19 protein-coding genes are annotated in these 17,778 nt (G+C 65.9%); 9 read left to right on the top strand and 10 right to left on the bottom strand.

What is annotated here, in order from left to right; translation table 11 throughout:
- Nucleotides 1–48 precede the first annotated feature (48 nt).
- Nucleotides 49–744, top strand: a complete 696-nt coding sequence (locus QQ977_RS10370) for a DUF6517 family protein (RefSeq protein WP_285925677.1) — start codon at nt 49–51, stop codon at nt 742–744.
- Here QQ977_RS10370 and QQ977_RS10365 read toward each other — a convergent pair whose 3' ends face one another.
- From QQ977_RS10365 to QQ977_RS10350, 4 genes are all read right to left on the bottom strand, one after another.
- On the bottom strand, nt 745–1,746 hold the full coding sequence (locus QQ977_RS10365; RefSeq protein WP_285925676.1) for a presenilin family intramembrane aspartyl protease PSH: 1,002 nt from the start codon (nt 1,744–1,746) through the stop codon (nt 745–747).
- A gap of 66 nt (nt 1,747–1,812) precedes the next feature.
- The gene (locus tag QQ977_RS10360; protein ID WP_285925675.1) at nt 1,813–2,040 is read right to left on the bottom strand and encodes an H/ACA ribonucleoprotein complex subunit GAR1; all 228 of its coding nucleotides are present in this window, start codon (nt 2,038–2,040) and stop codon (nt 1,813–1,815) included.
- Nucleotides 2,040–2,318: a signal recognition particle subunit SRP19 gene (srp19, locus tag QQ977_RS10355; protein ID WP_285925674.1), complete on the bottom strand. Its 279-nt coding sequence runs from the start codon at nt 2,316–2,318 to the stop codon at nt 2,040–2,042. The genes QQ977_RS10360 and srp19 overlap by 1 nt, the downstream gene beginning before the upstream one ends.
- Nucleotides 2,319–2,382: 64 nt before the next feature.
- Nucleotides 2,383–3,489 (bottom strand): PGF-CTERM-anchored ABC transporter substrate-binding protein, encoded by a 1,107-nt coding sequence (locus tag QQ977_RS10350; RefSeq protein ID WP_285925673.1) that lies wholly within the window; start codon nt 3,487–3,489, stop codon nt 2,383–2,385.
- Between the two features lie 61 nt (nt 3,490–3,550).
- Here QQ977_RS10350 and btuC point away from each other — a divergent pair, with 61 nt between their 5' ends.
- The 3 genes from btuC to gpmI are packed head-to-tail and all read left to right on the top strand — an operon-like array spanning nt 3,551 to nt 7,662.
- Complete coding sequence (btuC, locus tag QQ977_RS10345; RefSeq protein ID WP_285925672.1) at nt 3,551–4,648, top strand: vitamin B12 ABC transporter permease BtuC; 1,098 nt, start codon at nt 3,551–3,553, stop codon at nt 4,646–4,648.
- Nucleotides 4,645–5,925: an ATP-binding cassette domain-containing protein gene (locus QQ977_RS10340; RefSeq protein ID WP_285925671.1), complete on the top strand. Its 1,281-nt coding sequence runs from the start codon at nt 4,645–4,647 to the stop codon at nt 5,923–5,925. Before btuC ends, QQ977_RS10340 begins: the two co-directional genes overlap by 4 nt.
- Nucleotides 5,926–5,982: 57 nt before the next feature.
- Nucleotides 5,983–7,662 carry a 2,3-bisphosphoglycerate-independent phosphoglycerate mutase gene (gene gpmI, locus QQ977_RS10335; RefSeq protein ID WP_285925670.1) on the top strand — a complete coding sequence of 560 codons (1,680 nt, stop codon included), beginning with the start codon at nt 5,983–5,985 and terminating at the stop codon, nt 7,660–7,662.
- 38 nt (nt 7,663–7,700) lie between these two features.
- Here gpmI and QQ977_RS10330 read toward each other — a convergent pair whose 3' ends face one another.
- Both QQ977_RS10330 and QQ977_RS10325 read right to left on the bottom strand, forming a co-directional pair.
- Complete coding sequence (locus QQ977_RS10330) at nt 7,701–9,014, bottom strand: MFS transporter (RefSeq protein ID WP_285925669.1); 1,314 nt, start codon at nt 9,012–9,014, stop codon at nt 7,701–7,703.
- Between the two features lie 3 nt (nt 9,015–9,017).
- Entirely contained in the window at nt 9,018–9,257 is a 240-nt protein-coding gene (locus QQ977_RS10325; protein WP_285925668.1) for a rhodanese-like domain-containing protein, read from the bottom strand.
- Nucleotides 9,258–9,343: 86 nt separating this feature from the next.
- Here QQ977_RS10325 and QQ977_RS10320 point away from each other — a divergent pair, with 86 nt between their 5' ends.
- Together QQ977_RS10320 and QQ977_RS10315 are read left to right on the top strand one after the other, a co-directional pair.
- Entirely contained in the window at nt 9,344–10,075 is a 732-nt protein-coding gene (locus QQ977_RS10320; protein WP_285925667.1) for a helix-turn-helix domain-containing protein, read from the top strand.
- Nucleotides 10,076–10,236: 161 nt separating this feature from the next.
- Nucleotides 10,237–10,887 (top strand): protein-L-isoaspartate(D-aspartate) O-methyltransferase, encoded by a 651-nt coding sequence (locus tag QQ977_RS10315; RefSeq protein ID WP_285925666.1) that lies wholly within the window; start codon nt 10,237–10,239, stop codon nt 10,885–10,887.
- A gap of 30 nt (nt 10,888–10,917) precedes the next feature.
- Here the strand turns inward: QQ977_RS10315 and QQ977_RS10310 are convergent, their stop codons facing one another.
- Together QQ977_RS10310 and rpl12p are read right to left on the bottom strand one after the other, a co-directional pair.
- A complete protein-coding gene (locus tag QQ977_RS10310; protein ID WP_285925665.1) occupies nt 10,918–11,682 on the bottom strand; it encodes a diphthine--ammonia ligase in 765 nt (254 codons plus the stop codon).
- 71 nt (nt 11,683–11,753) lie between these two features.
- A complete protein-coding gene (gene rpl12p / locus QQ977_RS10305) occupies nt 11,754–12,074 on the bottom strand; it encodes a 50S ribosomal protein P1 (RefSeq protein WP_285925664.1) in 321 nt (106 codons plus the stop codon).
- Nucleotides 12,075–12,553: 479 nt separating this feature from the next.
- On the opposite strand from rpl12p, the gene QQ977_RS10300 reads away from it, so the two are divergent.
- A complete protein-coding gene (locus QQ977_RS10300) occupies nt 12,554–13,834 on the top strand; it encodes a tRNA pseudouridine(54/55) synthase Pus10 (protein ID WP_285925663.1) in 1,281 nt (426 codons plus the stop codon).
- Nucleotides 13,835–13,846: 12 nt separating this feature from the next.
- Here QQ977_RS10300 and QQ977_RS10295 read toward each other — a convergent pair whose 3' ends face one another.
- Nucleotides 13,847–14,296, bottom strand: coding sequence for a pyridoxamine 5'-phosphate oxidase family protein (locus tag QQ977_RS10295; protein WP_285925662.1), 450 nt, complete (start codon nt 14,294–14,296; stop codon nt 13,847–13,849).
- Nucleotides 14,297–14,444: 148 nt separating this feature from the next.
- Nucleotides 14,445–14,771 carry a hypothetical protein gene (locus QQ977_RS10290; RefSeq protein WP_285925661.1) on the bottom strand — a complete coding sequence of 109 codons (327 nt, stop codon included), beginning with the start codon at nt 14,769–14,771 and terminating at the stop codon, nt 14,445–14,447.
- Between the two features lie 439 nt (nt 14,772–15,210).
- Here QQ977_RS10290 and QQ977_RS10285 point away from each other — a divergent pair, with 439 nt between their 5' ends.
- Nucleotides 15,211–16,455, top strand: coding sequence for a PQQ-binding-like beta-propeller repeat protein (locus QQ977_RS10285; RefSeq protein WP_285925660.1), 1,245 nt, complete (start codon nt 15,211–15,213; stop codon nt 16,453–16,455).
- Nucleotides 16,456–16,458: 3 nt separating this feature from the next.
- The gene (locus QQ977_RS10280) at nt 16,459–17,703 is read left to right on the top strand and encodes a PQQ-binding-like beta-propeller repeat protein (protein ID WP_285925659.1); all 1,245 of its coding nucleotides are present in this window, start codon (nt 16,459–16,461) and stop codon (nt 17,701–17,703) included.
- Nucleotides 17,704–17,778 lie beyond the last annotated feature (75 nt).

Genomic DNA, 17,778 nt, shown 5'->3' with positions numbered 1-17,778 from the left:
CGAGGTCGACACACGAGACTTATGACGGTCTGACCGTTCGAATCGACCATGAACCGACGACGATTCCTCGGTGCGATCGCGACCGGTAGCACCGTCTCCGCCGCCGGCTGTCTCGGCGGCCTGCTCGATGAGATGACGACCTTTGCCGCAAGTCCCGCCACCGTCTCGGCCGACGCCCTCGAGGAGGCGGGCTACGACGACGGCGGGACCGAGGAACTCGTCGAGGAACGGGAGTTCGCCGGCGAGACGGTCGAGGTGACGAACTACGCGAGCGAGTACTACCGAACGATCGAACTGCCCGGACTGGACCCGCTCGAGGCGGGGGTCTTCGCGACGATCGCCTCGCCCGAGGTCGGCGTGGCCGGCCAGGACTTCAATCCACTCGAGGAGATGGAAAACGACGAGATCGCCGAGATGATTCAGGGGCAGTATGCGGCGCTTTCCATCGGCGATCGCGTCGACGACCGCGAGGTCGAGACCCTCGGAACGACGGTGTCTGTCACGACCTACGAGGGGCAGGCGGAACTCGTCGACACGGAGACGGCCTCGCTCGGGATCCGTCCGCTCGTCGACGACACGCTCCCCGAGGAGATCGATCCGACCGCGATGGACGTCCTGATCGATATCGCGACGGCAAAACACGGCGACGACCACCTCGTCCTCGTCGGCATCTACCCCGACTACGTGCCCGAGGAAGACGATCGCGTGACGACGCTGATCGAGGGACTCGAGCACGACGGCTGATCAGAATCCGAGCGCCGCCGAAATCGAGACGCCGCTTGCGAGTGCGGCGAGAAGGTAGCCGCCGATCGCACCGCCGTTGAGCAAGGGAAGCCCGGCGTGGGCTCGCCCCTGTAAGACCATGTACATGAGCACCAGCAGGCCCGCGATGGTGCCGGCGATCGCGCCGAGTGCTGGAACGTTGAGCACGATCATCGGCACGTCGATCGTCGCCGTATCGAGGAAGTACGCCGCGCTCGCGACCAGGATCGACGGGATCACCGCATCGCCGAGTCCGATGAACAACGCGTCGCGCTCAAGGTCGCCGTCTGTGGCGTCCCCGCCGTCGGCTTCGGGCTCGGGTTCGGATTCGGATTCGGATTCGGTTTTAGCTTCGTCCTCGAGGGTCTCTGCGGTGCCCGCGGCGAGATACGAGTACGAAAGCGTCGTCGGGACGACCAGCACGACCGGGATCCGGAGGTCCATCACGCCCTCGGCCAGGTCGAGCATGTGCTCGGTCTTGTAGACGCTGATGGCGTCGTAGATTGCGAGGACGGCGAGCAACAGGATGGCTGGGAGAAGCCCGAAGCTGATACCGAACAGGCCGGCCGCGCCGGCTCCCATCAACACGCCCGAGAGGTCGATGACGTACCACTCGGGATAGACGAGTAACGCAGCGCCGACGGCGAGCGCTCCGACGGCGGCGAGGAGGTTCACGCCGCCGGCCGTCGCGACCGGCGGGACGAGTTCGGCGAAGACGAACCACGCGAGCATCACGCTGACGGCGACGATCAGCGCGCGAACCAGCCACTGGGCGTCGTATCGAAACGCCGCGAGCATGAACCCGGTCGCGACGAGGATGATCGCGAAGTAGACGAGGCTGTTCGTCGGGTCCTCCGGATCCTCGACGGCCTGGTGGCCGGCCTCGTGAAAGGGTTCGACGAGGGCGAGCGCACCGAGTTGGACGCCGAGAAAGAGACAGACCGTCACGAAAACGGCAGCAGTGATCCGGATCCGATCGTTCATGGCGCGGGGTTGTCGGCCCGCCCGTATTGGTGTTGCGCTCTCGGATCGAACGACAGACAGTGACACTCAGCGTGCGTACAGCACCCGACCGACCAGCCCCGGGAGGTGGACGTCCGCTTCGGGCGTCACCGCGAGGTAGGGCTGCTCGACGGGACCGAAGACGTCGACGACGCGACCGACGTCTGTGAGTTCGTCGTCGAGAACTTCGGTCCCGATCTCCGCGTGTTCGGCGTCCGGTGATCGCACGACGGCAAGTCCCTGTGCGGTCCGGACGACTTCGCCGACTCGGTACATCACTCTCGCATCGCGACGACGTAGGCCGCGACTGCCTGGACGAGGTCGTTTTTCGAGTCCTCGGACCCGCGGACGACGACCCGGCCCCGCTCTCGCCAGGGCTCTCTGGAGTAGGACTTCTCGCGTTCGATCGTGGCGTCGTAACCGATCTGCTGGACGGCTTTGGCGATTTCGTCGACCGTCGGTTCCTCGACTGCCAGGTCCTCGGGCACCCGCCGACCCTCGGCCCGCGAGAGCTCCGAATCGAGATAGGCGGGCCAGATGACGTTCTCGACCATGCCTCGACCTGTGCGGTCAGGCGAGTAAACGCTTTTCAAAACGTGACGCTCGATCGCGGTCGCGTCACCGACGCCGCGCCAGGACGGCGACGACCGCGAGCAGGGCAGCGACCGCGGCCGGGACGGCAAAGCCAGGGACCGGATCGTCCGTCGTGTCGTCAGCGTCGTCAGCGTCGCCCGCCTCGTCGGACTCGTCGGACTCGTCGCTCTCGTAGTCGGCGTCGAGGGCCGCGAGGTCGTCGCTGATCTCGTCGTAGGCGTCCGGATGGACGGCCTCGAGGATCTCCTCGACGGCGAAGACGACGTTCGGGCCGGGCTGGCTGAAGTCGTTATCGTCCACCGCGACGACGTTCTCCTCCTGGGAGGCGGTCGTCTCGTGGACGGCCTCCGAGACCTGTGGCTCGTCGAAGCCGTCGCCGTAGACGATCCACTCGGGGTCTTCCTCGACGACGACTTCCTCGCTGATCGGCTCCCAGCCCTCGATTCCCGCGTGGCTGGCCACGTTCTCGAGGCCGGCAGTCGTCATGACCTCGTGCTGGAACGTCTCGGTGCCCGCCGTGAAGCCACCACCCATCGGGTAGTACGCCAGCGGGTGATCCTCGTCTTCGACGGCGGACTCGAGCAGGTCGAACCGGTCGTCCATCCACTCGGCCGTCTCCGTGGCACCCGCACAGTCGCCAGTCAGCTGTCCGGTGATTGCCACGTTCTCGACGACGTCCTCGAGGGACTCGGCCTCGTCGAAGTGGTAGACGGTGAGCCCGAGATCACGGAGCTGGTCGATCTCGTCTTCGCTGGCCGCACTGCCGGCAACGACGACGTCCGGCTCGAGTCCGACGACGGTCTCGACGTCGGTCGTGAAGCCGTCGTCCTCGGTGACGTCGGTGCGGTCGCCGACTGCGAGGTCGGCGGTCGCGTCGGTGATCGGCATCCCGACGACGACGTCCTCGGCACCGATCTCGAACGCCGTCCGGGCGTCGCTCGGCATCAGCGCCACGACACGTTCGGGCGGCTCCTCGAGTGCCACCGTCTCGCCGGTTCCGTCGGTGAGTTCAAGCGGGTACTCACACTCGACGTCGCCGGCTGACGGGGTAGCGTCGTGGGCGGCCGCCGCGGGTGTGAGGGTGGCGACGACGACCAGCGTCGCGATCAGGGCGATCAGTGGTTTTCGCATCGCTTGAGTCCTCAGCGCCACTTCAACAAATATTTGCCTAAAGCAATCGTGGTTGCTGGGCATGGAACGACCGACCCGTATCGTCGCGTGGTCGGCGGGGTTGATCACGCTCCTCGCCGGCGTCGTCGTCGTCAGTGCGGCGATCGGTCCGGTCCGGGTCGACCCCGTGACGGTCGCGATGGCGACGCTCAACGTCGTCGTCGTTCCGACCGGGATCGCCGCCGGAACGGCGTCGGTGCCCGTCGTCGGCTGGGTAGTGCCTGTGCCGACACTCGAGTACACGACCGTCTTTTCGTTCGCGGTTCCCGAGAGTCACCAGATCATCGTCGCGGACGTCCGTCTCCCACGGATCGCCCTGGCGGCGACGGTCGGATTTTCACTCGCCGCGGCGGGGACAGTGATGCAGGGCTTTTTCCGGAACCCGCTTGCTGACCCGTCGATCATCGGCGTCTCGACCGGTGCCGCCGCGGGTGCCGTCGCCGCCATCGCCTTTCCCGCCCTGGTTCCGTTCGGGGGACTTCACCTCTCTGCGTTCGTCGGCGCGCTCGCGACCGCCTTCCTGGTCTATGCTATCGCGACCGAGGGCGGACGCACGCCGGTCGCGACGTTGCTGCTGGCAGGCGTCGCCGTCCAGGCGTTTCTCAGCGCGATGATCTCCTACATGCTCGTCCACAGCGGCGACAGCCTGCGCCAGGCCGTCGTCTGGATGATGGGACATCTCAACAACAGCACGTGGGGCGACGTCGGCTTTGCCCTCCCGTTTACCCTCGCCGGCGTGGCGATCCTCGGTGCGTTCACCCGCGAGATGAACGTTCTCTTACTCGGGGAGGCAGACGCCCACCACCTCGGCGTCGAGGTCGAGCGGACGAAACTGCTCTTGCTCGCGGTCGCGAGTCTCGTCACCGCCGCCGGCGTCGCCGTCGCCGGCGTCATCGGCTTCGTCGGGCTCGTCGTCCCCCACATCATGCGCCTGATCGTCGGTCCCGACCACCGCATCCTGTTGCCGACGAGTGCACTCGCCGGGGCCTCCTTTCTCGTCGCCACCGACACGCTCGCCCGGGCCGGTCCCGCCGAGGTTCCCGTCGGCATCGTCACCGCCGCACTCGGCGCGCCCTTCTTTCTTTACTTGCTCACCCGCAGGGAGGTGCACGCGCTGTGATCGAAATCGACTCGCTCTCGGTGGGATACGGCGACGTTCCCGTCCTCGAGGACGTCGATGTCTCGATCGACCGGGGCGAACTCGTCGGCCTCGTCGGTCCGAACGGAGCCGGCAAGACCACGCTCTTGCAGGCCACGAGCGGCGTCCTTGCCCCCGACACCGGTCGCGTCGAGATCGACGGCCACGACGTCCACGCGCTCTCTTCGAAAGCCTCGAGCCGGCTCGTCTCCGTCGTCCCCCAGGACACCCACCTCTCGTTTTCGTTCGACGTCCGCGACGTCGTCGAGATGGGACGGACCCCCCACCGATCGCGGTTCTCACCGCCGACCCGCGAAGATCGCGAGCTCGTCGACCACGCCCTCGAGCGTACCCACACGCTCGAGTTCGCCGACCGCTCGATCGACGAGGTCAGCGGCGGCGAACGACAGCGAGTCCTGCTCGCGCGGGCTATCGCCCAGGACACGCCCGTCGTCTTGCTCGACGAGCCGACCGCGAGTCTCGACGTCTCTCACGCCGTCGAGACGCTCGAGCACGTCGCCGACCTCGTCGCCGACGGGAAAACCGCCGTCGCCGCGATCCACGATCTGGACCTCGCCGCCCGGTACTGCGACCGGCTGATCGTCCTCGCCGACGGCGCGGTGCTCTCCTGTGGTCCGCCCGAGGAGGTCCTGACTGCCGACGCCGTTGGGCAGGCGTTCGACGCGACCGCGGCCGTAACGACGAACCCGGTCACGGGAACGCAGACGATCACCGCACTGTCGTCTCCCGTCGCGGACGTGGAGTCGCCCGGTCGCGTCCACGTTCTCGGTCGTGGCTCGACCGCCGCCAGCGTCGTCGCCCGTCTCGATGCAGCCGGCGTCGACGTCTCCGTCGGTCCCGTCTCGAGCGACGACGTCGCCGCCGAAACCGTCCGAACCCTCGCGGTCGATCGACTCGCCGTCGACCCGTACACACCGCTTTCCGGAACCGTCCGCGAGGAACTCGAGTCCCGTCTCGAGGCCGCCGACGTCACCGTCATCGCCGACCTCGCGGTGAGTGCGGGCAACCAGCTCGTCCTCGAGTCGCTGGCAGACGCTGGCTCGCTCGTCGTCGTCGAAACCGAGCCGTTCACGCGGCGCAACCACGCCGGCACGGAGGCGAGACGACGTTACGAGCGTCTCCGGCGAACCGCAGTCGTGTCGACGCCCGAGAGCGTCCTCGGGGCGGTCTCTCGAGCGACGGTCGAGGAGGGCGACGGCCGACGCGACGCGTCCCTCCTCGAGGCCGACGACGACTGAACCCCCGTTCCGGCGGGGAACGACAGGTAGTTACGACGCCGGCGTGACCCCACGCGCATGGACGCGGCACTCGTCATTCTCGACGGCTGGGGACTCGGAGACCACGACGGCAGAGACGCAGTCGAGGCAGCCGACACGCCGGTTTTCGACCGGCTCTCGCAGGTTGGAGCCGCGGGCCGACTCGAGGTCGCGGGCAGACGCGTCGGTCTGCCGGAAGGCCAGATGGGAAACAGTGAGGTCGGCCACCTGAACATCGGGGCCGGTCGGGTCGTCTACCAGGAGTACACCCGCATCTCCGATGCGATCGCCGACGGCTCGTTCCACGAGAACGACGCGATCGACGCGGCGTTCGACCACGCCGAGGACGAGGGCGGCCAGGTGCATTTTCTCGGCCTCGTCAGCGACGGCGGCGTCCACTCCGATCACGAACACCTCCACGCGCTGATCCGGATGGCCGCGGATCGCGGCCTCGAGGCGGTCACCCACGCGTTCATGGACGGCCGCGATACGTCCCCGACCGGCGGTGCGGGCTACCTCGCCGACCTCGAGGACGTGATCGAGACGGTGGGGACAGGTCACGTTGCGACCGTGACCGGCCGGTACTACGCGATGGATCGCGATCAGAACTGGGAGCGCACGAAGCGAGCCTACGACGCGATCGTCCACCGCGAGGGTGACTGGACCGCCGAGTCGGCCGTCGAAGCCGTCGAGAACTCCTACGACCGGGACGTCACCGACGAGTTCGTCGAGCCGACGCTCATTACGGACCGGCCGGCACTCGAGGACGGCGACAGCGCCGAGCAACGCTCGGCTGGCAGCCACCTCGCGTTGCGAGATGGCGACGCGGCGATCTGGTTCAACTTCCGATCCGACCGCGCCCGCCAGCTGACCCGGATGCTCGCAGACATCCGTCCGGAGTGGGCGTTCGAGACCGACCCGCCCGACGTCGAGGTCGTGACGATGACCCAGTACGACAAGACCTTCGACCTGCCCGTCGCCTTCCCGCCGACCCAGCCGACGAACACCCTCGGCGAGGTGCTGGCGAATGCAGGCAAGAGTCAGTTGCGCATCGCCGAGTCGGAGAAGTACGCCCACGTGACTTACTTCTTAAACGGCGGGCGCGAGGTCGAGTTCGACGGCGAGATTCGCGAGATCGTCGAGAGCCCTGACGTGCCGACCTACGACGAGCAACCCGAGATGAGCGCACCGGCAGTGACCGACACCGCGATCGAGATCGTCGAGGGCGAGACGCGACCCGAGGGAGCGTCTCGACAAAGCGAGCGGGGAGAGACGACCCGCGAGCACGACGATCCCGACGTCCTCGTCCTCAACTACGCCAACCCCGACATGGTCGGCCACACCGGCGACTACGAGGCCGCCATCGCAGCCGTCGAGGCCGTCGACGAGCAACTGGGTCGACTCCTCGAGACGCTCGAGGACGCCGGCGCACACGTCGTCGTCACCGCGGATCACGGCAACGCCGACGACATGGGGACCGAAGACGACCCGCACACGGCCCACACCTACAACGACGTCCCGTTCGTCTACGTGGCTCCCGACGGGACCGACGGTGGTGAGCGAGCCGGCGACGGGTCGCGATCCTCGTCGGAGCAGTACTCCGACGGTGGTCGAACCGTCCGCGAGGGTGGCACGTTAGCCGACATTGCGCCGACACTGCTCTCGTTGATCGACGTCGATCAGCCGCCCGAGATGACCGGAGAGCATTTGCTCGAGTAAGGCGGTGCCGGCTCGAGCCTCGGGTGGGAACCAGTAGCCTAATCTTCAGTCACGGTATCGCCTGCGTCCGCCTCGAGATCGGTCGACGGCGGCTCGTAGGTGCCGATGTCGGGGTGGGTCTCTTCCATCCAGACCACGACGAGTCCGCCCGAGAGGAACATCGCGATCGCGGTGCCGTAGAAGGCGGCCTCGATGGTGAGCAGGTCGACGGTGAGCCCGATGAGGATGGCCCCGACGGCGTAGCCCAGATCACGCCAGAGCCGGTAGACGCCGAGCCCGGTCGAGCGCCACAGCGGGTGGGCGGCGTCGCTGGCGACGGCGATCAGGTTGGGGTAGTGCAAGGCCATCCCGACGCCCGACAGCGCCGAGAAGAGGATCCAGCGGTAGTAGCCCTCCACGAGCACCATGCCGAGCACGCCCGCGCCGGCGAGGAAGAAGCCGGCGACGATCGGGGGTTTGCGCCCGATCCGATCGCTTAGCTGCCCGGTGTAAACCTGCAGGAAGTACGCGGCGCTGTGGACGCCGACGACGACCCCGACCTGGGCGACGTCGAGTCCCTGGGCGACCAGAAAGAGCGGAAACGCGATCCAGACGAGCGTGTCGACGAAGTTCTCGACGTGGCCGGCCTGTGCGGCGGTAAACAGCGTCCGGTCGCGGTAGGTCGCCCGCTTGACGATCTCCGTGAAGGGGAGCTCGGCTTCACTCTTCCCGCCGTCGGGTTCGGCGTCACCGCCGTCGGTCGCGGCCTCGGCTTTCGCGTACGGCAGCGTCTCCTTGATCAGGACGACTGCGATCAGCAGGGCGACGACGATCACTGCCGCGAGGAAGTAGAACGGTTCGGGCCGGAGGCTGTACTGGGCGGCGATCACGCCAGTGAGCCACGCGCCCGCGGCGACGCCGGTGTAGCCGAAGGCCTCGTCGAGCCCCGCGGCCAGCCCGCGCTGGTCGGGGCCGGCGAGTTCGATCTTCGAGATCATGCTCATGCTCCAGGCGACGCCCTGGTTGATTCCCAGCAGCACGTTCCCGACGGCGATCCAGCTCCAGCTCGGTGCGAAGATCAGGATAAAGGGGATCGGAACCGCCGCGACCCAGCCCGCGATCAGGATCGGCTTGCGCCCATAGGCGTCGGCCCACTTCCCCGAGTAGAGGTTCAACACGGCCTTGACGATCCCGAAGCTGACGACGAACGAGCCGATCACCAGAAGCGACTCGACGCCGAAGGTCTCCTCGCCCATGATGGGGACGACGTTTCGCTGGGCTCCCATCGTGAGCCCGACGGCAAAGACCGTAAAGATCTGAAGGGTAAACTGCCGCCAGTTCGGGCGAATGCCTTGCGTGTACTCGCTCCCCATGGATCACTCGGCCGCACAGCGGCTGGCACAAACGGTGACGATCTCCTCGTCCTCCGGCAGCACCTCGAGTTCCTCGAGGGCCGCGTCGGGATCGTCCGTCAGTTCGTCGTCGACGTCGACGTTCTCGCTTCCGGGGACGTGTCGCTCCCCGAAGTCCGTCTCGTGGCGGATGTCGACCACCCTGCAGTCGTCGTCTCCCTGCTCGAGTCGTTCGGCGACGGGTTCCGGCGTAACTTCTGCCATCGGTACCCGATAGGGAGAGCGGTGGCATATCACCGGTGCCAGTTATGACCGGCACCGTTATTGAGGGGAGAGCCGTCGTCGTTCCTATGAGCATGTACGAAGTCTCCTTCAAACTCCGCCACGAGTGTCCCTACCGGGGACTCTCCGAGCGGTTTCCCGGCGTGTCGATTCGAGAATGGTTTCTGCAGGACTGCCAGATCCTCGAGATCACCGCCCCGGACGTCGACGACGACGAGTTGCTCGAGGCGATCGACGAACTCGGGACGGCCCTTCACACCTCGGTCGACGGCTCGGACCTGCACGTGATCGTCCAGTCGTGTGCGTGTTCGATCGAGGAGTCGATCGTCCGGACGTTCGAACGGCACAACTGCGTGCACCTGCCGCCGACGGTCTACCGAAACGGCTGGGAACACTACACCGTGATCGGCTTCGACGAGGGCGACGTCATCGCGTTGCTAGCCGAACTCGACGAGAGCCGCGAGATCGACGTCCTCTCGAAGACCTCGATCGAGGAGCGCCAGGTCCCTCACAGCTCACTTATCTCGGTCGATCGGCTCTTCGACGGACTCACGGATCGCCAGCTCGAGGCCCTGCGGATCGCCCTGGACGCTGGCTACTACGACCAGCCACGCGGAGCGTCGATCGTCGAACTCGCAGACGAGACGACCGTCGCTCGAGCGACCTTCGAGGAACACTTACGGAAAGCGGAGAACAAGCTCGTGACCAACGCCGGTCAGTTCGTACGGCTGCTGACGGAGACTCGAGACGGCGCGTTACGGACGGCATCCGAGACAGAATCGCTCGTCCGGGGTGACTAATACTGTCGGTCATGGACCGGTGAATTGGCGTCCGGGTGAGCCGGCCGGTGAACGTGTGTCTGGTGTCGCGAGTCGCGTTCACGTCTGTATGACCGACAGTATAAGAACCGGTCTCGGTCGACTCACTCGACTATACGTCTCGAGGTCGTAACCGACGCCGTATGGGAAGCGACGACGACCGAGCCCGCCTCGTCGAGTACCTGCGGGCGGAGGGATACGTCCGTTCGTCTGCGGTCGCATCGGCGATGCGGACGGTGCCACGGGAGGAGTTCGTCCGGCCGGCCGATCGCGAGCGAGCCACCCGGGACGTCCCGCTCGAGATCGGCGAGGGGCAGGTCGTGACTGCACCGCATCTCGTCGCGGATATGACGGAGCTACTCGAGTTGGCACCGGGACAGCGCGTGCTCGAGGTCGGCACGGGCAGTGGCTATCACGCCGCGGTGACGGCCGAGATCGTCGGCGGCGACCACGTTTACTCGATCGAACTGCGAGCCGACCTCGCCGAGTGGGCACGCGAGAACCTCGCCCGGGCGGGGTACGACGACGTGACGGTCGTCGTCGGCGACGGCGCGCAGGGCCTACCGGAGCACGCGCCGTACGACCGGATCTACGTGACTGCCGCGGGAGAAGACGTTCCCCAGCCACTGCTCGAGCAACTCGACGAGGACGGCCGGATGGTCGCCCCGGCCGGGACGGGCGAGCGACAGACGCTGTACCTGCTCGAGAAACGCGGCGGCGACGTCACGCGAACGCCCCACGGCGCGGTGCGGTTCGTTCCTCTCGTCGCCGAAGACAGCCTTGAGACCGGCTGATCCGATGCTCGTCCGCGCAGCTAGCCTCGGCTAGCCTCGATCGGTTTTCGGCGCATGCGTGTCGAGTCTGGCGTCGGTGATTCGCAGTCGCCCCCAGTTGTCGTACCACTCCCGTTCGAACTCGAGGACGACGGGACGGGACATGTGTGGGCCGTCGGTGACGATCGTCTCGAACTCGCCGCCTTCGCCGAGGAGGTGGACGTCGCGTTCGCGGTGGAGTTCTGCCAACTCGTCCAGCGCATCGCGATCCAGCCGACGGCCGAGCCAGGACTCGTCGAACCCCGGTGCCGTCACCTCGACGACGACGATCTCGAGGCCGGCGTCGATCATCGTCTCGAGGAGTTCGCGCGGCTCCGCCCGCCACAGCGGCGCGAGGAGGTCACAGCCGACGTCGTCACAGATCGACCGGAGCCGATCGATCCGGAGCTCGTTTTCGACGCTGCCGACGAGTATTCCGGCCACGCCACCGTCGAGTTCGACGTCGAGCGTCCCGACCGCGGACTCGAGCGGTTCGACCGACGCGTCACCGTCCCGGCCGTCCGCGAGGTCGCCGCCGACATCCGGTGGCTCGACGTCGACGGTCGGAACGCCAGCGTCGACGACGGGAATCCCGATGCTTCGTGCGGCGAGTCGGGCTACCGACGTCGCGGGTGCGTGGTACATTCCGGAGGACGCTTGCGGGGTAACGATCACGAGACGGCGGACATCACAGCCGCTCTCGAGCGCGCGATAGAGCGCCCACGAGGACTCCTTGCCACCTGAGAAGAGCGCGATCCAGCCGCCGTCTGCTGACATACGAGACGTTCTCTACGCCGTTCGGTAAGAAACGTAGGGCAGCGCGAGCCGGCAGTCGACCTCGAGCGGAGCTACCCGAACAACTCGCCCAGTCCTTCGCCGGCCGCTTCTTCGTCTTCTTCCTCTTCGTCCGGCTCTTCCTCCTCTTCGGGTGCTTCTTCCGCCGGTTCTTCCGGCTCGGCCTCTTCTGGCATCGGGGCCGCTGTCGGCGCGCCGACGGCCGCCTCCGCGACGGCCTCCTCGATGTCGACGTCCTCGAGTGCGGCGACGAGCGCTTTGACGCGGGGCTCGTCAATGCCGATGCCCGTGGCCTCGAGCACGTCGGTTACGTTCTCCTCCGAAACCTCGGCATCGGCCTCGTGCAGGATGAGGGCTGCGTATACGTATTCCATGGGTATCTATACTCCCGGCCATGGTCCAGTCAACGGTCTCGTGGACTGAACGGCCGACTGAACCCGTATCGAGGCCACTCCCGGCAGCCGACTGTTGAACGACTCATGACCGGGTGTATAGCCGCTGTGTTGATCAGCGTACGGGACAGAGACGCGAACTGACGAGAGCTCGAGAGGGCGGTCGTCCGTTGCGCTCGTGGGACGATCACCCGTCGGCCGCGAGCAGGGGATCGAACTCGGCGGGAAGCTGGTCGAGGGCTCGTTCTATCTCCCGGGACGGTACAGATTGCCGTAACGATGTACCGGTGAACCCACAGGCGGGCCGTGGGTTCGCGGTACTGACGTACAGCGGCCAGGGAATGTCACGGAGCAACGCCGGCAACGAAGACCGGGCGCGATACCCCTCTCCCCTTTATGCTGCTGTCCGGTGAACGCGACGGCATGTCACAGTCCGGCGTTCGAACCCGGAGGTGGCCTCGATGATCCTCGAGCACGCCCGTGCGGTCCTCGAGACGGGGCCGACTTGCGACGGCTGTCTCGGGCGGTGTTTCGCGGACCGGGGCCGTGGCGTGACGAACGAGCAACGAGGCCACGCCCTCCGAATCAGCGTCGCGCTGGCGGACGACGAGCCATTCGAGCCCGTCGAGGCAGACGAGTGCTGGGTATGTGAGGGACTGGCTCCGGCGTACGACGAGTGGGCAGACCGGGCCAGAGAGCGACTCGCAGACCTCGAGTTCGAGACCCTGCTCGTCGGCACTCGCGTCCCCTCGTCGCTCGAGGAGAACGAAACCGAACTCCGGGAGCAGGCCGGGCTGGACGAGAACGCGGGCGAGTCGCTCAACGCCGAGATCAACCGGTCGGTCGGGACGCGTCTCGAGCGAGCCCTCGGAGTGGACGTCGACCACGACGATCCGGACGTGGTCGCGATCTTAGACCTCGAGAACGAGGAGGTCGAACGCCAGCTCAACCCGGCGTACCTCTACGGCCGCTACCGGAAACTCGAGCGCGGCCTCGCCCAGCGGATGCGCGTGTGTCGGGTCTGCAACGGACGTGGAACCCGCGCGCGCGACGGCGAGCGACGTCCCTGTGAGAACTGCGACGGTACCGGCTCCGTCACCGACGCGAGCGTCGAACGCTTCGTGACGCGACCGATCCGCGAACGGATGGACGCGAGCGAGACGGTGTTCAACTGCGCCGGGAGAGAGGACGACGACGTGCGGATGCTCGGTGCCGGCCGGCCGTTCGTCGTCGAAGTGAAAGCGCCGCGACGGCGGCCACCGGACGTCGAGGCACTTCAGGCGACGATCAACGACGAGAGCGACGGTACGATCGCGGTCGAGGGACTCACACCGGCGACCAAGGGAATGGTCGGACACGTCGCCGGAATCGACGTTCGCCAGACCTACCGGCTGACGCTTTCGTTCTCGAGTCCGGTCACAGACGAGGACTTCGAGGAAGCGATCGATACACTCGAGCGGGCAACCGTCCGTCAGCGAGTCGACCGCGACGGCATGCAAACGGACCGGATCCTGCGGATCGGCGACGTGACTGGCGAACTGACCGCAGACGACGAAGCCGAAGTCGACGTCGTCTCGCCGGGTGACGTCGACCTCGAGGCTCTCGCCCACGGCGGTGACGGGCGAAGCGACCCGAGCCTGGCGGCTCTCCTCGAGACAGAAGTCGACGTGACCGCGCTGGACGTAGTCGGCGTCGAGGGCGAGGAGGAACCGATCGAGAACCCGGCGTACCTCCAGGAGTAACAGCCAGAGACGTCAGGACTCCGACTGGACTTCCTTTCGTCCCGTCAGCGTCTCGGGTGTGAGACAGAAATCCCGGAACGTCACCTCTTCCCGGGGGCGCTCGAAGATGTCGACTTCCGGAATCTGAACCGTCCACATTCCCTGGATCGTGCTCGACTCGTAGGCAATGTCCGCCGCGTCCTCGAGCGTGCCGGTCGCGACGACGCTTTGCCACCTGCCGTCGGTCTTTTCGTACGTGACGAAGGTGACGTTGCTGTCGATGAGTTTTGCCTTCTTGCTGTCCGGAGGGACCGAGAGACGATAGTAAAGCGTCGAGACGTCCTCGTTGTACCCGTACGATATCGGTACCGTAACCGGTGGATCGTCGGTTCCCGCGGCGAACGAGATGACGCCCGTCCCGCCCTGCCCGAGAAACTCGTCTATCTCCGCGTCACTCATCTGGACCCAGCGAAGCTCTTGCATACCGTGTGGTACGACCTGCCAGTAAAAAACGCCCAGTCATAGCGATCCGAACCGTCCGGAGGGAGTGACCGTCACGTCGACGGCAAACTTGACATCCTCCCCGCGCTGAACAGTAGTTGCCGAGGCACTGTTAAACTGCTTTCGCTGATCAAAACTTCTCCGAGGAGCCGGCAAGGACGCGATAGCTCTGGAGTGTGCCTTCCATCGACGGCGTATCCTCGTCGTCCTTTCGCTGGGTTCCGTAATCCATCCACTGGCCGCCACTGTAGCTGTACATCTCGAACGCCTCTGTCGTCTCCAGGACGATATCGACGACTGCATCGTCTGGGGCACCTGGCGGGACGGTAACTGGCCGAACGCCGTCATCGGGATCCATCACCCAGACAGCGACGACATCGTCCTCAAGCAAGTCTCTGGCCTCCGCTTCCGAGAGTGGCTGGCTTGGCCATCCATCGGCCGGTTCTGGTTGATCCATGCTCGGGACTATGGGTTGGATGGTCATTCCGCTTTCCCTGCGATGGCTTCGTTCGACGGACCTAGTCCAAGCACTCACGGTGTGGGCATGCACCTCTACTGACCCCTGTGGGTGATTCTATGACACGCTGCACGTTACACGAGTTCGTCGACGTACTACCCCTCCCAATTACGACGGGCTTCAAGTTCTCGCCACCCTCGCCGTGTCACAGCGTAGTAGTTGAGGGGCTTCGCCAGAAAACCGGGGCCTCAAAGATGGAATCGGGGAACTGAGGGGCTTCAGAACTGCTGGTGACATGTTAACGTGGGCCTGGTAACGAGGGACAGGATAAACACTGTTCGCTGGGCGGCGTGAGTCGAAATTCAGTCTCAAGTTCATAAAACCGGATCGAACGCCCGTTCCAGCACGCTTTTGATTGTCAAGTACGATGATACGATCGATGACTGCGCGGGAGACACACTCGAGCAGGCGGCGGGCGCTTCAGCTCACGTCGCTCGGGATCGCTGGCAGTCTGGCTGGGTGTATGCAGCCGCTGCTCGAAGGAGAAAGTGGGGGAAGCGAGCAGGGCCAGACAGCCGATGACGGCGAACCAACAACTAATTCGACCGAGACGGAGACGACTCCCGAACCGGAGTCGGATCCCGAAGAGGGTGAGCAAGAGCCCAACGAGGGTGAGACGATCGAGGAGGTCGAACTCTCCGCCGCCTGGGAGGTCGACGGCCTGAATCGGGTTTTCGTCGACGACGGCCAGTTCGTCGGCCGCAACTCCGGAGACGTGAACATCGTCTCCTGGGACGGCGACATCGTCTGGGAATCACAGAGTGGCGACCCTGACGGATACAGCGAATGGCCAAACGATGGGCGCGGGTTCACTCGGACCGACGACTACGTCTTCGTCCACTACCTGAGTTGGGGGATCGAGGAGGAGTATCCGGCCTACGTCTACGTCTTCGACGCCGACACCGGGGAACTCGAGTGGCGTCACGACACCGGCGCCGACCGCGTCTACGGGATGGATGCTGTCGACGACACACTCTATTACGCCGCCCGACCGTTCGACAGGGACGACGAGGAGTCGCCGATCAGAGCTTACGACCTCGACGACCGCGAGATCGTCTGGGAGTCGAGTTTCTCGACGAACGATCCCTGGAGCCTCACCGTCCACGACGGGCACGTCTACGCGACGACGGGTCGAATGCGCGTTCTCGACGCCGCGAGTGGCGATCTCGTGGTCGAACACGGCAACTGGTTCGCGTTTCACCGCGAGAACGAGACGCTGTACTTCGAGGACGGAGATACGATCGGTGCGTACGATCTGGTCGCCGACGAACGCACGATGGAGGTGAGCGTGGATCGCGGCTACTCGAGAGATCTGACCGTCGTCGCCAACAGAGCTTACGTGTCTGATACCAACGGCTATCTCTCGGCAATCGACCTCGAGACGGGGACTGTCCGCTGGGAAGAGCGACTCGACGGCAGTCTCAGTGGTCGTCCGATCGTCGACGGCGGAATCGTCTGGGCCTACGACGCCACGAGTGTCCTGTGGGGATTCGACGCCGACGACGGCTCCGTCCTCGTCCGCCGGTCGACGGAGGCCGACGGCGGCGACCGCGTCTCCGCACTCGACGGTCGCGTGTTTGTCCCGGATCCGTACTACACGGCCTACGACGTCGGGGAGGGCTGAGAGATGACAGGCGAATCCTCCTCACACACGTCGTCGCAGTCACGCCGTCGAGACAGGATCACCACGACCCGTCGCTCCCTCTGTGCTGCACTCGGGGTCGGGGCTCTCGCGGGCTGTCTCCAGCTCGAGGAAGCAGGCGACGACACCCAGTCTGATGGCACCGCCCAGGACGACGGGACGACCGACACAGCGTTCGAGGAGGAAGTCGACGGCACTCCGGTCGACGATCCAGAGAGCCTCGAGCTCGTTTCAGCCTGGGAACGTGACCTCCGTGACGTCGTCACCCTCGAGGGAGCGTTCCTCGGTGTTGCTGGCTCGAGAACTGCGGGCGTCGACGCCCCGCGACTCGAGCGATACGCTGCCGACGGAGAGGTGACGTGGGCCAGCGACGAAATCGACTCCGACTACCGGTTCGAGTTCCACAGAGACGACGATGTCGTCGCCAGGGGCGCCACGGTCGTCGCCGTCGCCCGTAACGGCCACGACGGCGCGATTCACGCCTTCGACACCGACACGGGTGAGCGACGCTGGTCCGACGACGTTCGACTCGATAGAAACGTCGGTGGCTGGGCGCTCTCGCTCGCGAATGATCTCGCCGTAACCGCGGTAGTCAGCGACGAGTCGGCCGACGAAACGCTCGTACGCGGCTACGACGCTGGGGATGGCGAGCAACGGTGGGAGAGAGAAATCGACCTGGGGTACGTGACCGGCGTGGAACACCAGGGTGACGGTTTCTTCGTCGTCGGCTGGCGAGATGGCGGCGGCGAGATCGTCCGCGTCGACCTCGCGGCCGGCGGGAACGTCGGCGGGGAAACTACCCTCGACGTCGCTTCACCGGGATACGTTCGTGGTGAGGGTGGCGATCGGCTCTACTTTCGCGGTAACGAAATTCACGCGTACGATCCAGCGAACAACGAATACGAGTGGAGCCTCGAGGTGGACCGGCAGTTCGGGCCGGGCGTGGACGTCGACGGGGAGACGCTGTACGGCGGAAACCGCTCGGGGTGGATCGTCGCGCGAGCGGCGACCGACGGCTCGATGCGCTGGGACACGCGCGTCGAGGGTGGCGTCACGGACTCGCTTTCGGTCGCTGGTGGGATCGTCTGGGCCAGAACCGACCGTGACGAACTGGTCGCCATCGACGCGTCGACGGGGGACGTGGTGGACACACTCGAGGGCGCATTCAGGATCGCTGCAACGCCCACACAGATATTCGTCGACGACACCGCCTACGACCTCGAGTCCTGACCAGAGACGAATGTGACCTCACCTCGACTCCCCGGTGGTGTTGAGATACGTCAGTTCGTGACCAGCTCGCCTTCG

The sequence above is a fragment of the Natrialbaceae archaeon AArc-T1-2 genome (assembly GCF_030273315.1).
In the GTDB taxonomy this organism is placed as follows: domain Archaea; phylum Halobacteriota; class Halobacteria; order Halobacteriales; family Natrialbaceae; genus Tc-Br11-E2g1.
Note: the sequence above shows the minus strand (reverse complement) of the source record. Positions and strands in the feature narration are given on the sequence as shown.

Bases quoted from the DNA above. Each gene is read 5' to 3' on its own strand.
- QQ977_RS10350 (WP_285925673.1), bottom strand. From the start codon at position 3,489: ATGCGAAAACCACTGATCGCCCTGATCGCGACGCTGGTCGTCGTCGCC.
- QQ977_RS10300 (WP_285925663.1), top strand. From the start codon at position 12,554: ATGATCCTCGAGCACGCCCGTGCGGTCCTCGAGACGGGGCCGACTTGC.
- QQ977_RS10360 (WP_285925675.1), bottom strand. From the start codon at position 2,040: ATGTACCGAGTCGGCGAAGTCGTCCGGACCGCACAGGGACTTGCCGTC.
- QQ977_RS10280 (WP_285925659.1), top strand. From the start codon at position 16,459: ATGACAGGCGAATCCTCCTCACACACGTCGTCGCAGTCACGCCGTCGA.
- QQ977_RS10310 (WP_285925665.1), bottom strand. From the start codon at position 11,682: ATGTCAGCAGACGGCGGCTGGATCGCGCTCTTCTCAGGTGGCAAGGAG.
- btuC (WP_285925672.1), top strand. From the start codon at position 3,551: ATGGAACGACCGACCCGTATCGTCGCGTGGTCGGCGGGGTTGATCACG.
- QQ977_RS10290 (WP_285925661.1), bottom strand. From the start codon at position 14,771: ATGGATCAACCAGAACCGGCCGATGGATGGCCAAGCCAGCCACTCTCG.
- QQ977_RS10325 (WP_285925668.1), bottom strand. From the start codon at position 9,257: ATGGCAGAAGTTACGCCGGAACCCGTCGCCGAACGACTCGAGCAGGGA.
- QQ977_RS10370 (WP_285925677.1), top strand. From the start codon at position 49: ATGAACCGACGACGATTCCTCGGTGCGATCGCGACCGGTAGCACCGTC.
- QQ977_RS10295 (WP_285925662.1), bottom strand. From the start codon at position 14,296: ATGCAAGAGCTTCGCTGGGTCCAGATGAGTGACGCGGAGATAGACGAG.
- srp19 (WP_285925674.1), bottom strand. From the start codon at position 2,318: ATGGTCGAGAACGTCATCTGGCCCGCCTATCTCGATTCGGAGCTCTCG.
- QQ977_RS10315 (WP_285925666.1), top strand. From the start codon at position 10,237: ATGGGAAGCGACGACGACCGAGCCCGCCTCGTCGAGTACCTGCGGGCG.
- QQ977_RS10365 (WP_285925676.1), bottom strand. From the start codon at position 1,746: ATGAACGATCGGATCCGGATCACTGCTGCCGTTTTCGTGACGGTCTGT.
- QQ977_RS10330 (WP_285925669.1), bottom strand. From the start codon at position 9,014: ATGGGGAGCGAGTACACGCAAGGCATTCGCCCGAACTGGCGGCAGTTT.
- QQ977_RS10285 (WP_285925660.1), top strand. From the start codon at position 15,211: ATGACTGCGCGGGAGACACACTCGAGCAGGCGGCGGGCGCTTCAGCTC.
- gpmI (WP_285925670.1), top strand. From the start codon at position 5,983: ATGGACGCGGCACTCGTCATTCTCGACGGCTGGGGACTCGGAGACCAC.
- rpl12p (WP_285925664.1), bottom strand. From the start codon at position 12,074: ATGGAATACGTATACGCAGCCCTCATCCTGCACGAGGCCGATGCCGAG.
- QQ977_RS10320 (WP_285925667.1), top strand. From the start codon at position 9,344: ATGAGCATGTACGAAGTCTCCTTCAAACTCCGCCACGAGTGTCCCTAC.